Source organism: Vibrio anguillarum (genome assembly GCF_001989995.2).
Lineage (GTDB): Bacteria > Pseudomonadota > Gammaproteobacteria > Enterobacterales > Vibrionaceae > Vibrio > Vibrio anguillarum.
Map to the genome: position 1 here is coordinate 1 of NZ_JAHGUP010000028.1, position 14,209 is coordinate 14,209.

Consider the following 14,209-nt stretch of genomic DNA (forward strand, 5'->3'; position numbering starts at 1 on the left):
CAGATTGATAGGTTTATATTTTTAAAGAGCTTGCTTGGATGCTTATCTAAAAGCATTCAAAGCGGACGAACATTCTAGCGATATAACCTTAAGTGTCAAACACTTTATCGATTATTTCTTTTAAACAAGTGTCCATCTATCATCAGCAGAAGTAACTAGCACTGCCCTGACAACGAGGCGCATTATAGGTAGTTTAGAGAAGGACACAAGTCTTAAAATGAAACTTTCTCATAAAAACGAACCGACAGCTCACAAAAGAACCAATGAGAGTAATTTTCAAACAAAAAGGGCCATTTCTGGCCCTTTTGAATGTAAATGTTTAGTCTTGATGAGCAATAATTTGGTCATTGCTAACAACTAGCTTAACTTTTTTATCCGGTAGGATTCTTCCTGCCAAGATTTCTTTCGCTAATGGATTTTCAACGCTTTGTTGAATAGCGCGTTTCAATGGTCTTGCTCCGTAAACAGGATCAAACCCAACTTGAGAAATCAGCTCTAACGCTTTTTCAGATACCTCAAGCTGATAACCTTTCTCTTCCATTCGTTTACCAAGACGGGCTAATTGAATAGAAGCGATCGATTTAATTTGTTCTTGCGCCAACGGATGGAATACTACACTTTCATCCACTCGGTTTAAGAACTCTGGTCTAAAATGTTTACCTACAATCTCCATTACCTCTTTTTTAATGCCTTCATAATCCAAGCTTGCGAATTTTTCTTGAATTTGCGAAGACCCTAAGTTTGAGGTCATAATTACCACTGTATTACGAAAATCAACTGTGCGTCCTTGTCCATCAGTTAAGCGCCCATCATCTAATACCTGTAGCAGGATATTAAAGACATCAGGGTGTGCTTTCTCAACTTCATCCAACAAGATAACCGAGTACGGTTTACGACGAATAGCCTCGGTCAAGTAGCCACCCTCTTCGTAGCCCACATAACCTGGAGGCGCGCCGACTAATCGCGCTACTGAGTGTTTTTCCATAAACTCAGACATGTCGATTCGCACCATGGCATCTTCACTATCAAACATAAAGTTTGCGAGTGTTTTACACAATTCAGTTTTACCCACACCAGTTGGCCCTAAGAATAAGAAGGAACCAATCGGTCTATTTGGATCAGATAACCCAGCCCGGCTACGGCGAATCGCATTTGATACCACTTCGACGGCTTCAACTTGTCCGATAACTCGTTGATGCAGCGCATCCTCCATTTGCAGCAGTTTTTCTTTCTCAGCTTCCAGCATTTTAGAAACTGGAATACCAGTTTGCTTTGAAAGCACTTCCGCAATTTCTACATCAGTTACTTTGTTGCGCAGCAAAGTCATCTCTTGCATTTCAGCTTGAGTTGCAAGGTCGAGCTGCTTTTCAAGTTCAGGAATTCGACCATATTGAAGTTCTGACATACGGTTCAAGTCACCCGCTCTACGTGCGAAATCCATATCCATACGCGCTTGCTCTAATTCGGACTTAATATGCTGAGTACCCGAAAGAGCTGCTTTTTCCGCATTCCAAACTTCTTCCAGCTCGGCAAACTCACGCTCTTTCACTTGTAACTCTTCGTTTAACACCTGTAAGCGTTTTTCACTCGCTTCATCGTGTTCATTCGTTAGCGCTTGTTGCTCAATTTTTAGCTGAATAATTTTGCGCTCAAGCTTATCTAAAGATTCTGGCTTTGAATCTATTTGCATTCGAATACTTGAAGCGGCTTCATCGATCAAGTCAATCGCTTTATCGGGCAACTGGCGATCAGAAATATAACGGTGCGATAAGCTCGCAGCAGCAACAATAGCGGGATCGGTGATCTCCACATGGTGATGGAGCTCATAGCGCTCTTTCAAACCACGCAAAATAGCTACTGTGTCTTCTACGCTAGGTTCATCAACCAGTACCTTTTGGAAACGTCGCTCAAGTGCCGGATCTTTCTCTATATATTGACGATACTCGTCTAAAGTGGTCGCACCGACGCAGTGTAGATCTCCTCGAGCCAGAGCGGGCTTAAGCATATTCCCCGCATCCATTGCGCCTTCGCCTCGACCTGCACCGACCATAGTGTGCAACTCATCAATAAAGAGGATGACATTACCCTCTTCTTTCGCTAGCTCATTAAGCACAGATTTTAAGCGTTCTTCAAATTCACCACGATACTTAGCCCCTGCGACCAAAGACCCCATGTCTAATGACAATACTCGACGACCACGTAGACCTTCAGGTACCTCATTATTAATGATGCGCTGTGCTAACCCTTCCACAATCGCTGTTTTACCAACACCAGGCTCACCTATGATTACTGGGTTGTTTTTGGTCCGGCGTTGCAATACTTGAATGGTACGACGAATTTCGTCATCACGGCCGATGACAGGATCAAGTTTGCCTTGTTCCGCTCGTTCAGTTAGATCTATTGTGAATTTCTCAAGCGCTTGTCTTAGCTCTTCTGCATTTGGATCATTCACTTTCTGACCTCCACGCACTTTTTCTATTGCTTCAGAAACTTTTTTCTCGGTGAGCCCTATTTCTTTGAGTAATTGACCAAGCGCGCCCTTATCTTCTAGTGCGGCTAGCAAAAACACTTCCGAAGAAATGTAGGAATCTTGCCGTTTTTGCGCGAGTTTATCGCACAAATTGAACATAGTACCCATTGCGCTAGAAAGCTGAACATCACCACCGATACCGCTAACTTTTGGCAAACGGTCTAATATCTCACTGAGCTTCGAGCGCAATTGCATAACGTCCACACTTAACATAGTAAGAAGTGGACGAATTGGACTGCCATTTTGATCGAGCAATGCCACCATCAAATGAACAGGCTCGATATATTGATGATCACGGCCTAATGCCAATGATTGAGCATCAGAAATGGCAATTTGAAATTTGCTTGTAAATCGATCAAGACGCATACCAACTTTCCTCACCTTAATTGAGAAACTAATCTTACGTAGCTAAAGATGGCTACGTACTAGTGCTTTTTCAAGGGGCAAGTTAGGGAAGATTGATCTTGCGTAAGTTACTCTTCGATCCAAATAAATGAAGCTTGGCGACCTGTGATTCCGTCGCGTCGATAGGAATAAAACTGATGAGGATTATGGAAGGTACAAAGGCCGCTATCTGATATTTCTGAAACACCGCATTGATGCAACCTTAACGTGGCTAACTGTGCAATATTTGCTAGCCATTTTCCATTCTCTTGAAGAGAAAATGCGGCCTTTGCTTTGATATTTTGATCAACAAAGGCATGGTATACATCATCACCGACTTCAAATGCCGTAGGACCGATAGCAGGACCGAGCCAAGCTAGGATATCACTAGAAAATTTGGCGAGCGCATTTTCGAGTATCCCATTAGCTAAACCGCGCCAACCAGCATGAACTGCAGCCACTTCGCTGCCTTGGTGATTAGTGAGTAGAACAGGTAAGCAATCAGCGGTCATTACAGAACAAACCACATTATGCTGATGGGTAAAAACGCCATCGGCACTCAGAATCTGCTGAGTAGGTTGAGTAACCTCTAGCACTTGTGTTGAATGCGTTTGTTCAAGCCAAATTGCTTCAGAGGGCATCGCCGCTTGCTGCGTTAGCCATTGGCGATTTTTTTCAACGGATAAAGGATCATCCCCAACATGCATGCCTAAATTCAGCCCTTGATAAGGAGCTAACGAAAAGCCACCGACTCTAGTCGAGGAGAAAGCTTTTACATGTTTAGGTGCATTCCAGTTAGGGATGATCTTCTGCATTAGAACTCGTCTTTTTTATTCAACTTAGTATCTACGCGTAAAGCTTCCGCCATAATGATCATATCGTCAGGTACTGGCGCATGAAATTCTAGCATTTCACCAGTCACAGGATGCTCAAGTCGAAGCATAACGGCATGCAAAGCCTGACGATCAAAACCACGGATCATATCGGTCAGCTCTTGCGTTGCCCCTTTCGGAATGCGAGCGCGGCCACCATAGGCGGTATCCCCAAGCAAAGGATGCTGTAAATATGACATATGCACACGAATTTGGTGAGTACGGCCCGTTTCTAAACGCAAACGAAGTCGCGTATGTTCACGAAAATGCTCGGCCACACGATAGTGAGTTACCGCTGGTTTACCCATCGGGCTTACCGCCATCAATGTACGTTTTGTTGAGTGGCGGCCAATCGGCTTATCGATCATCCCACCAGCAGTCATAGTACCGATCACAATCGCTTCATATTCACGCGTAATCTTACGCTTTTGCAACGCTCGAACTAAGTGTGTTTGTGCAGGAACCGTTTTAGCAACCACCATTAAACCAGTCGTATCTTTATCCAAACGATGCACAATCCCCGCACGAGGTACTTCTGCAATAGCTGGATAGTGGAACAACAGTGCATTTAAGACTGTGCCATCTGGAGTACCCGCGCCTGGATGAACGACAAAATCTCGTGGTTTATTGATGACCATAATATCGTCATCTTCATACACGATATTTAAAGGTATATCTTGCGCTTCCCAACGCTCTTCATCTTCAAGCTCGGCTTGGACCGTAATGATTTCTCCCCCCATGACTTTCGTTCTTGGTTTAGTGATCACCTCACCATTGACCTGAACTTTGCCTTCTAAAAGCCACTCTTTTAGACGTGAACGAGAGAAATCTGCGAATAATTCAGCGACAGCTTGGTCTAAACGTTGACCTAACTGGCTATCTTTTACTGTATTTGTTAATTCAATCTGCTGAGCCATATCGAACTTTTTTAAAAACCGTGAGACTAATAGCGTCTAGTATGGATAAAATATGGCGTCATTGTATCTGTTACTGCTAAGAAAGTAACGAAACGATTTGTAAAGCGATTACGCACTCAATTAAGAAGCATTAATTCAAGGAAACGACTCCTGTCATGAAACACCACACTTTATCAGGCTTACTCGCATTATCACTGTTATTTGGCTGTTCAAGCAGCGAAGAGATTGTCCCTGATGTGCCGCCTTCTGAATTATACTCAGAAGCACAAACCTCACTGCAAAGTGGTAACTGGTTAACGGCCATTCAAAAACTTGAGGCGTTAGATTCACGTTATCCCTTCGGCGCGTATTCAGAACAAGTTCAACTTGACCTTATTTACGCTTACTATAAAAACGATGATCTTGCGTTAGGTTTAGCGACCATTGAACGCTTTACCCGTTTGAATCCAACCCATGAAAAAATGGATTGGGTACTCTACATGCGTGGTTTGACGCATATGGCGCAAGATCGCAACTTCATGCATGACCTATTTAATGTCGATCGCGCTGATCGTGACCCTGAACCGGTAAAAGCTGCATTTGCTGATTTTAAGAAACTGCTGCAACGCTACCCAACAAGCCCTTATGCAGAAGATGCTCATAAACGTTTATTTGCGTTAAAAAATAGACTGGCTGAATACGACCTCGCCACCGCTGATTTTTACTTACGTCGTGAAGCTTGGATTGCAGCCATCAACCGTGCTCAGGAGCTACAAAAAACGTATCCAGACACTGAAGCGGCTCGCAAATCATTACACATTCAGTTGGAAGCGTATAAACAGCTCAAACTGAACGATGCCATTGCCAGAACTCAAAAGTTAATTGCACTCAATCCACAATAGTTTGCAATAAGCTTAAGTACGCCATGAAAACCACTCACGCTTTGAGTGGTTTTTTTATTTGGAGTCGATGGGAATAATAACACGCCAGCAAAAGACGGCTGGAAAATGAGTGGTGCAGGGAAAACTGAAATAAAAGGGAGGTGTTCAAAACATCGTTAGAATAAAGATCACAAAAAACACTTGAATAAGAAATGAACAGTGCTCTTTTAAGGCCGCAAAAATACCCTAAAAATGGGAAATTCTTAGCTTAACCTTTTAACTAATCTATCCAGATTGATAGGAATCACAAGCTTTTTCTTTACTCTTTGTCAGCACTCTTTGCGTGAGATCACGTTTAAACTCGCCCTTTGAAATCACATTCAATAAGGTGATCTATATCACATTACTTTGGTGTTAAATCAGTAATCTGAAGTTAACCCATGAGGGATGCAACAGAGGAAAACATCTATGAAAGTAACTATCACTGGTAAAAATATCGACATCACCTCTGCAATCCGCACTCACATTGAGAGCAAATTTAAAAAACTAGAAAAATGGCAAGTGGATATCATAGGATGCCAAGCTAGCTTTAGTGAAGAGCCCAATAAACAAAAAAGATTCGAAGCTATTATCACGGTACCCAAAGGACAATTAGTCGCTTCTGCAACCCATGAAGATCTTTACGCAGCTATCAATGAGGTAGAACAAAAATTAGAACGCCAACTCAACAAACTGCGCCATAAACCGGAAGCTCGTCGTACCGACAAACCGGAAGTAGAAGAAGAAGTTGAATAAAGTTTAATATGATGAAAAATAGCGCTTTCAAGCGCTATTTTTTTGCTTGACGCTCTACGGTTGCTTGCTTATTGTGTCTTTACATTCAAAGAGAAATCACCTTCTTATGCACTTAACCTCACTGTTCTTTTTTGACTTCTTTTTTCTCCAATAACCTTGGAGGCATGGTCGTTGACAGAAGATAAGTCAAAAACGAACAGGAAGCCTCCCACTGGGAGGCTTTTTTACAAGGACATTTTTATGACTGAAAAGCACTATTCACTTGAAGAGATCCGCTTGCGACTGAACGAGCTTGATGATCAACTGCTAAACCTACTGGCAGAACGTCGAAAGTTCAGCATTGAAGTCGCTAAAAGCAAAGTGGAAACCGCAAAACCAGTGAGAGATGCAATACGTGAACAGCAACTTTTAGTCAAATTGATTAATACTGGTAAAGAAAAATACAATTTAGATGCTCAGTACATTACTAAACTATTTCATACCATCATTGAAGACTCCGTCTTGCTACAGCAAGCATACTTGCAGAATCTAGCCAATCCGCAACTGAGCCGTAAACCGCTGGCAAGGGTTGCTTTTTTAGGAGCCAAAGGATCTTACTCCCATCTCGCAACACGTGAGTACTTCAGTCGTAAAAATACAGAACTGATCGAACTTAATTGCGATCAGTTTAAAGAAGTCACTAAAACAGTTGAATCGGGTCATGCCGACTATGGGGTATTGCCGATTGAAAATACCAGTTCAGGTTCAATTAACGAAGTGTATGATTTGCTGCAACATACTACCTTGTACATTGTCGGTGAGCTCACTTTACCGATTGAGCACTGCTTGGTCGCCACCTCTGAATTACGTTTGGAAGAGCTTAAAATCCTTTATTCACACCCACAGCCCCACCAGCAGTGCAGCGAATTTTTAAGCCGCCTAAAAGGCGTTACACTTGAAACCTGTGCGAGCACCGCTGATGCGATGCAAAAAGTACAGCAGCTTAATCGCAACGATGTTGCCGCAATTGGCAATGCCTCCAGCGGTAAACTGTACGGCTTACAATCGATCAAATCTAATATCGCCAATCAAACAGAAAACCAGACTCGCTTTATTGTTGTTGCGCGAAAACCCGTGGAAGTCTCTACTCAAATTCCAGCGAAGACGACATTAATCATGTCGACATCGCAACAAGCTGGTTCACTTGTTGAAAGCTTGTTAGTGCTGCAACGCTACGGCATCAATATGACCAAATTGGAATCGAGACCTATTATGGGTAATCCTTGGGAAGAAATGTTCTATGTTGATCTTGAATCTCATCTTGATTCCATTGAAATGCAGCAAGCATTGAATGAGCTAACAAAAATCACTAAGCATTTAAAAGTATTAGGTTGCTACCCAAGCGAAAATGTTAAACCGACCCAAGTAAAACTTCAATAATCACATTTAAGTCAAATATTTGACAGAAGTCAGCTGACAGCCATCAACATAGTTCATATAATGCCCAATCATTTCACACATAATTAATCACTATGTTTTGGGCTGTCAGCTTACTTTGAATTTACGGAATATATTCCGCACGTCATAAGATATCTGTGACAGTTTCATTGTGAACGATGCCCTTTTCCAATAAATAAGGTTCATCTACTTATATCATGATGAAAATCCATCCTTTGGCTTTAATGCTATTTCTGCTAGGCATTTCAGCGCACATTCGAAGCTCAGAGCTCAATATTTATTTGTGGGAAGACACTATGTCACCGCAAATCGTTGATCAATGGCGGCAAAGCAGCGGCATCGATATTAATCTATATCATTTTGATAATGACGATGAACGCAGTCTATTGATGGTCAAAAGTGTCCAGCTGCCTTTTGATATTGTAGTGTTAGATAACGTATCCGCTCTTATCTACTCTCAGCTCAACACCTTTGAAGATCTGAGTACTCTGCCCAATAGAAAGCATAATGATACGAAATGGAATCAAGCTTGCGGTAGCCACGCCGTTCCCTACTTTTGGGGAACCGTAGGCATCGTCTACAAAAAAAGTAAATTTCCAGCCAAACCCAAAAACTGGGCTGATCTCATCGACATGCCACCAGCACTCCAAGGCCATGTGGGGATGCTTCACGATACCGTTGAAACCCTGTTGCCAGCATTGTATGCCCAACAACAATCGCCAATTACAAATAACGATAATGCACTGAAACAGGCTTATCAAAAGATGCTATCCGTGAATCACAACATCTTAACCTATGAATATATATTGAGTTACGTCCGAAGCCATCCTGACAGTGATAGCTTAGATATGGCACTCGCATACAGCGGTGACCAATTTTCATTGAATAAGTATTTTGGCAGCAATGATTGGGATTTTGTCACCCCGCAAGGCCGACCCTATATTTGGGTGGATTGTTTAGCCATCAACAGCAATTCAAAAAATAAAGAGCATGCAAAAGAGTTTATAAACCACTTATTGAGCCCAGAAGTTGCCGCAATAAATGCAAAAGATATTAAAGCTGCGACACCAAACTTAAGTGCCCTAAATTTAATGACAGATAATTACCGAAATGATGCATCATTATTTCCAAACCCAGCTTTGTTAGAACAAGGCATTATTGATAGCGAATTGCTCCCTGCCGATATTAGTTTGAGAGCAAAAATCATTAACAGTATTTTGGAACAACATGAAGCTCAACAATAGAATTCTGTTGCTGATAACACCGGTTATTCTTCTCAGTGCAGTGGCATCTAGTTACATTATCTACTCCAATCAAAAAGATGCTTTGCTGAAAAGAGAAGAAAGCTATCTTCAACTGAGTATGGAAAAACTCGCGGGTCACTTTCGTCAAACCCAATACCTGGTGAATAGCTACGCTTACACCCTAACGAAAAGCGATATCATTCGTCATTACGTTGCACATGAGCGCAACCCTTATCGAGAGTTAGAACTGGTTGATAACTTTCAGCAAACATTGGACATTCTCCAATCACAAGAGAATAATTTCATTGCGTTATCGATTTTGGATGGCAGCAAAAATGTTCTTTATTATGCCGAAAATAGTGGTGATCCCTTCGCCAAAATCGATACAAAAATTCTCAACCACATACAAGACACTTTCGATAGCACACAGAAAACCTCTTATGTTGACTATACGACAAATTCCAGCGGTGAAGGTATTCTAGTTCGGTATGATGTTTTAGATACTCAAACACTTACGACACCGCTTAGCTATAACCGCGATAAAATTTTCTTTGTTGTTGTTTTCGTCGTACTCGAACCCTTTAATCGACTGATGAAGAAAATAGAATTTGATAACCGAAGTACCATTTTTTTCACTGACGCAGCGGATATTAAAAAGGTAGGATTAACACAAACTGTTGAATTAAAATCAGATCTTTATGCCACGCTTGATCCTGCACAGTATCTAATTAACGACAAACTTTATGCCATTAAAAAACGGTTAGCGTTGTCGTTTGGAATATCGACTCTAGTGACTGTGTTGCTGCTTTTGTATTTATTATACCGATATGTAATCAAGCCCATATCCCAATTAGATCAACAATTGAAAGAAGTAGAGAATAAGCAGCGTGACAATATCGAAACTCTCAAGAGTAACGATGAAATTGGCCGGCTATCCTCTCGTTTTTACGATATGTATCAGGAGCTTGATACCACATATAAGAAAACAAAAGCACTTGCAGAATACGACCACTTAACAAAACTTGCCAATCGCCACCACTTTCAACAATCAGTAGAAAGAGTGCTAGCAAACGCAAGACACACAGATAACATCTGGGTTTTGTATATTGATTTAGATAATTTCAAATACGTCAATGATAAATATGGACATCAGGTCGGTGATGCATTATTAGTCAACTTTGCACAGCATATTGGCTCATTGCGCAACTTTTTCTTTGAAAAGTATCAAGTAAAAAGCCTAGCAGCGCGACTATCAGGGGATGAGTTTTCAATTTTTATTTCTACACCTGATAGTAGTTTTATACAAGCGGCAAGCGAATTTGCCACTCAGCTACTGATCCCATTACAAAACCAGCATAACTCACCACTCGGAAATTTCCCTATCACAGCAAGTATTGGTATCGCTACCTACCCAACCGATGGCTATACCTTAGAAAAATTATTATCTAATGCTGATACGGCCATGTATCAAGCAAAAAATGCTGGGAAGAACCAAATAGCTTACTACTCGCCAGAGCTCAATAAGGGTGTTCTGCGCAGAGCCAATATTGAGCAAGCATTACGCCGAGGTGATTTTGATCAGGAATTTAGCTTGGTCTACCAACCTTATTTAAATCGTGCTGGCAATACAGTCTCAGGATTTGAAGTTTTACTTCGTTGGGAATCCAAGCTGCTCGGTACGATTTCACCAAAAGAATTTATTCCGATAGCTGAACAAACTGGGTTATTTGGCAACATTGATCGCTGGGTCGTCCGTTCAGCTTTCGAGGAGTTCCATGCACTGCAAGCAATGTTTGAACACCCTGTTCAGTTATCGATTAACCTTTCATCAGCAGAATTAAACTCTTTACAGTTAGCTCATTACATTCATAAACATGCGCAGGAGAATGCAGTTCCTCCCCATTTGATTGATTTTGAAATTACAGAAACTTTTTCTGCCAATTCAAAAGGTTTTCCACTGCTTCACGAACTATCGCATTTAGGCTACGGATTGGCGATTGATGATTTCGGTTCTGGTTACACCTCCATTACTCAATTGGTGCAATATCCAGTACAAAAAATCAAGTTCGATCGGCTTTTTTTAGATACACTCATCACCACTGACAATCACAAGATCATTAAGCCTTTGATCGAACTTTGCCACTCTCAATCAATGCAAGTCACAGCTGAAGGTATTGAAAGTAAAGAGATGCATAATTGGCTTGCTGATTACCAATGTGATTTCATGCAAGGCTATTATTTTGCCAAACCAATGCCATTAAATGCGTTGGTTTCATGGTATCAACAACAAAAAGAGTTAAACGCTGTTTATGAAAAATGTGATCATTGCCTCTCTTAACCCAGCAAAAATCAATGCAGTCAAAAGTGCATTTGAAAGTACCTTTCCACAGGATACTTTCTCATTTAAAGGGGCAAGTGTGCCCAGTGGTGTCGCGGATCAACCGATGACAGATGAAGAAACCCACCAAGGCGCACTTAACCGAGTACGAAATGCGAAAGAACAAGATCCCACGGCAGATTATTACGTCGGGTTAGAAGCGGGCATTGAGAATACCGTGACTTTTGCGTGGATGGTGATTGAATCCGCCACTCATAGAGGAGAATCGCGTTCAGCCAGCTTAATGCTACCACCTCAAGTATTAGAGCTATTAAGTCACGAAAATGAGCTAGGCGATGTGATGGATAAACTGTTTGACTGCCAAAATATCAAACAGAAAGGCGGTGCGATCAGCCTACTCACTCATAACCAGCTCACTCGCAGCTCGGTCTATCATCAAGCACTGATCCTTGCTCTGATCCCTTTTATCAACACAGAGCATTTCCCTGCTAATTTATAAAAAGTTAGCGAACTCAAGGGGTCACTAAGACACCTTGAGTAGCAGAGCGGCTAATTGCGACTTTTCTTGTTCTGATTTACTTTTGAGCTCATTTGAGCCACGCGTAATGGTCGCAATTCCTACTCCGAGCAATTGGCTAATCTGCCGCTGTGATAACTCCCCTTTAAGTAGCTCACATAAGATGTTCGCACGCGCCACGAGCGCATCTCGCTCATCTGGGGTCATCATCATGGTGAGTAGCATTGCGTGCTGCTCTTGCTCTGTGGCTGATTTAACCAATTCCATTAGCTGCTGCCAATCAGTGTACTCAGGTTGGTGTGGCATGAATGTACTCGCAAAGTGATACGTTCCGCTATTGTAGAACTTTCACTTCGTATTGGAATTAATATTTTGTATTGAGCTCATCTTGGTTGAGAAATTCACCTTCAATGCCCATCAAATCTCGATAGTAAGTCTCAAACATCAAAATATTTTGCACATACCCGCGGGTTTCCCGAAAAGGGATCGCTTCAATAAAAGCGTAAGCATCTAACTTGCCTTGTGTTTTCTCTCGCCATTGATTGACGCGATTTGGCCCAGCGTTATAGGCAGCAAATGCAAAAATTCGATTGTCGCCGTATTGCTCTAATAATCCATTTAAGTAATGGCTGCCTATTTCGATATTTTTGCCCACCTCATATAGCTCTTGCTCATCGTTATAGGTCAGCTGATATTTTTTAGCCGTATACTTAGCCGTGCTCGGCATAATCTGCATGATACCACGAGCGCCAACGGGCGATTGAGCCTCAACATCCATTCCACTTTCTTGACGAGCAAGTGACATCAGCATAATTGGGTCGATGTCGTGTTTCTGGCCATAGAAGTTAAACCACCATTGATGGGCTAATGGAAAACGCAATTGCATGTTGTCCCACATCCGCGCCGAAATAGAGGCTGTCACAGTTAAACTATACCAACGTTGGGAGTCGGCGTAGGCCGCTAGCATCTCTTTTTCTTTTGTATCTGCACGATCGAGTAACCATTTCCATTCACTTTTTGCAGCAGCGATTTTATCTCGTTCAATCAGCTCTTGGATCCGTACTAAGGCTTTTTTATACGGCGTCAATAAATTAGGATTAAGCTTAATCGATGTACTGGGATAATTTACTGACTGTTTCACCATATTAGCGGCCGCGACACTGTAGAAATTACGTTGCCCAATCATCGCATTTAAACGTTGTAATCCTTTGGCTTCATCACCCAACGCAATATCAGCGCGCCCAAGCCAATATTGCCAACGTAAGCTGGCTTTTTCATCAGCGGGGAGCTGCTCTGTCCAGAATTTAACTTCATCCCAACGACCAACGGTCAGTGCCTTGCGGATCCTTTGCTCGAGCAAAAGACTGTTTGAGCTTTGCGCTATCACACTATCTCGCCAGTTTGCGAGTGCTTGCTCCTCGGTATCAAGCAATATTCTGGCTATATATTCTGCAATAGGACGTTGATAAGCATCCGCCAGTATTTTCTGATCGAGAAGAGTTTGATACACACTTTGCGCAAGCTTTGCATCTTGGCGTGCTAGCTTTTCTAACGTAAATTGAATCGACTGCTGATTAAAATCACCATTGGAGTGTTGCTGGGCAAAAGTCAGCACATTTTCTGGCGAGCGGTAGAGATCCATCATCGCTTGCGCTGTCGCCTGTGATTTTGGCTTAACTAATTTTTTCTGTAAGTATTTCATTAGCGTTAAATTACGCCCATCAAACGCCAATAACATTCGTTTAAGCAACCAATCATCGGTTAACCCGCCTTGCTCACTCCATGCGGTGAAGAGTGGATCACAGGCGTCAGAAATGCTACTGCCACTGAGCCATAATTTTTGTGCGCCTTTGAACGCAATATCTCGCTGGCCTGTTTGGTAATGCGCATTGTAGTAATGACAGCGATAAGGCTCATCATTCGGCTCCGCTTTTTGAAAATCAAGCAAGGTGGCCCATTTCCCTTTCGCCGCCAACGCATCTAAATACGGTGCTCGAATGCGGTTTGAAAACGGGAAATCTTGATGTGTATCGATAAAAACCTGAACCGCTAATGGCGGTTTATTACCAATATCGACCAGCAGAGTTCGATAATCCAGATAAGGCGTCAATGGATAGTTTTTGATCTTATTTCTAATTTTTTTAGCTTCATCAACTTCATCTTCATCAAGCCACCTCTGAGCTTGATCGTACAGCTCTCGTTGACTATCCAAATCCTCTATTGCGCCTGAAAACGCGGTGCCGCACACCAAGGAGCTCAACGCTAATATTGATGATAACAATCGCTGCGGTCTTATAAAATGCATGAGCGCCATG

At 42.1% G+C, this 14,209-nt stretch carries 11 protein-coding genes and 1 other annotated feature; of the genes, 6 read left to right on the forward strand and 5 right to left on the reverse strand.

The window, feature by feature from the left end; translation table 11 throughout:
* Positions 1-319: 319 nt before the first annotated feature.
* From clpB to rluD, 3 genes are all read right to left on the reverse strand, one after another.
* Positions 320-2,896 carry an ATP-dependent chaperone ClpB gene (gene clpB / locus PL85_RS08355; protein WP_088720938.1) on the reverse strand — a complete coding sequence of 859 codons (2,577 nt, stop codon included), beginning with the start codon at positions 2,894-2,896 and terminating at the stop codon, positions 320-322.
* Between the two features lie 107 nt (positions 2,897-3,003).
* Positions 3,004-3,729 carry a peptidoglycan editing factor PgeF gene (pgeF, locus tag PL85_RS08360; RefSeq protein WP_115339562.1) on the reverse strand — a complete coding sequence of 242 codons (726 nt, stop codon included), beginning with the start codon at positions 3,727-3,729 and terminating at the stop codon, positions 3,004-3,006.
* Positions 3,729-4,703, reverse strand: a complete 975-nt coding sequence (gene rluD, locus PL85_RS08365; RefSeq protein ID WP_013857530.1) for a 23S rRNA pseudouridine(1911/1915/1917) synthase RluD — start codon at positions 4,701-4,703, stop codon at positions 3,729-3,731. Before rluD ends, pgeF begins: the two co-directional genes overlap by 1 nt.
* Positions 4,704-4,858: 155 nt before the next feature.
* Here rluD and bamD point away from each other — a divergent pair, with 155 nt between their 5' ends.
* The 6 genes from bamD to yjjX all read left to right on the forward strand — a co-directional run bounded on the left by bamD (position 4,859) and on the right by yjjX (position 11,876).
* Positions 4,859-5,584, forward strand: a complete 726-nt coding sequence (bamD, locus tag PL85_RS08370; RefSeq protein WP_064624522.1) for an outer membrane protein assembly factor BamD — start codon at positions 4,859-4,861, stop codon at positions 5,582-5,584.
* 447 nt (positions 5,585-6,031) lie between these two features.
* The gene (gene hpf, locus PL85_RS08375; RefSeq protein WP_026027341.1) at positions 6,032-6,358 is read left to right on the forward strand and encodes a ribosome hibernation-promoting factor, HPF/YfiA family; all 327 of its coding nucleotides are present in this window, start codon (positions 6,032-6,034) and stop codon (positions 6,356-6,358) included.
* Positions 6,359-6,467: 109 nt separating this feature from the next.
* Positions 6,468-6,586 (forward strand) — a sequence feature (Phe leader region).
* Positions 6,587-6,598: 12 nt separating this feature from the next.
* On the forward strand, positions 6,599-7,777 hold the full coding sequence (gene pheA / locus PL85_RS08380; protein WP_026028348.1) for a prephenate dehydratase: 1,179 nt from the start codon (positions 6,599-6,601) through the stop codon (positions 7,775-7,777).
* Between the two features lie 215 nt (positions 7,778-7,992).
* Positions 7,993-9,039 (forward strand): polyamine ABC transporter substrate-binding protein, encoded by a 1,047-nt coding sequence (locus PL85_RS08385; protein ID WP_047690217.1) that lies wholly within the window; start codon positions 7,993-7,995, stop codon positions 9,037-9,039.
* Entirely contained in the window at positions 9,023-11,377 is a 2,355-nt protein-coding gene (locus tag PL85_RS08390) for a putative bifunctional diguanylate cyclase/phosphodiesterase (RefSeq protein WP_115339561.1), read from the forward strand. Before PL85_RS08385 ends, PL85_RS08390 begins: the two co-directional genes overlap by 17 nt.
* The gene (gene yjjX / locus PL85_RS08395; protein WP_017043286.1) at positions 11,349-11,876 is read left to right on the forward strand and encodes an inosine/xanthosine triphosphatase; all 528 of its coding nucleotides are present in this window, start codon (positions 11,349-11,351) and stop codon (positions 11,874-11,876) included. Before PL85_RS08390 ends, yjjX begins: the two co-directional genes overlap by 29 nt.
* A gap of 24 nt (positions 11,877-11,900) precedes the next feature.
* On the opposite strand, the gene trpR is transcribed toward yjjX, so the two are convergent.
* Together trpR and PL85_RS08405 are read right to left on the reverse strand one after the other, a co-directional pair.
* Positions 11,901-12,200: a trp operon repressor gene (gene trpR, locus PL85_RS08400; RefSeq protein WP_013857539.1), complete on the reverse strand. Its 300-nt coding sequence runs from the start codon at positions 12,198-12,200 to the stop codon at positions 11,901-11,903.
* 58 nt (positions 12,201-12,258) lie between these two features.
* Positions 12,259-14,208 (reverse strand): transglycosylase SLT domain-containing protein, encoded by a 1,950-nt coding sequence (locus PL85_RS08405; protein ID WP_147288187.1) that lies wholly within the window; start codon positions 14,206-14,208, stop codon positions 12,259-12,261.
* Between the last annotated feature and the right edge of the window lies 1 nt (position 14,209).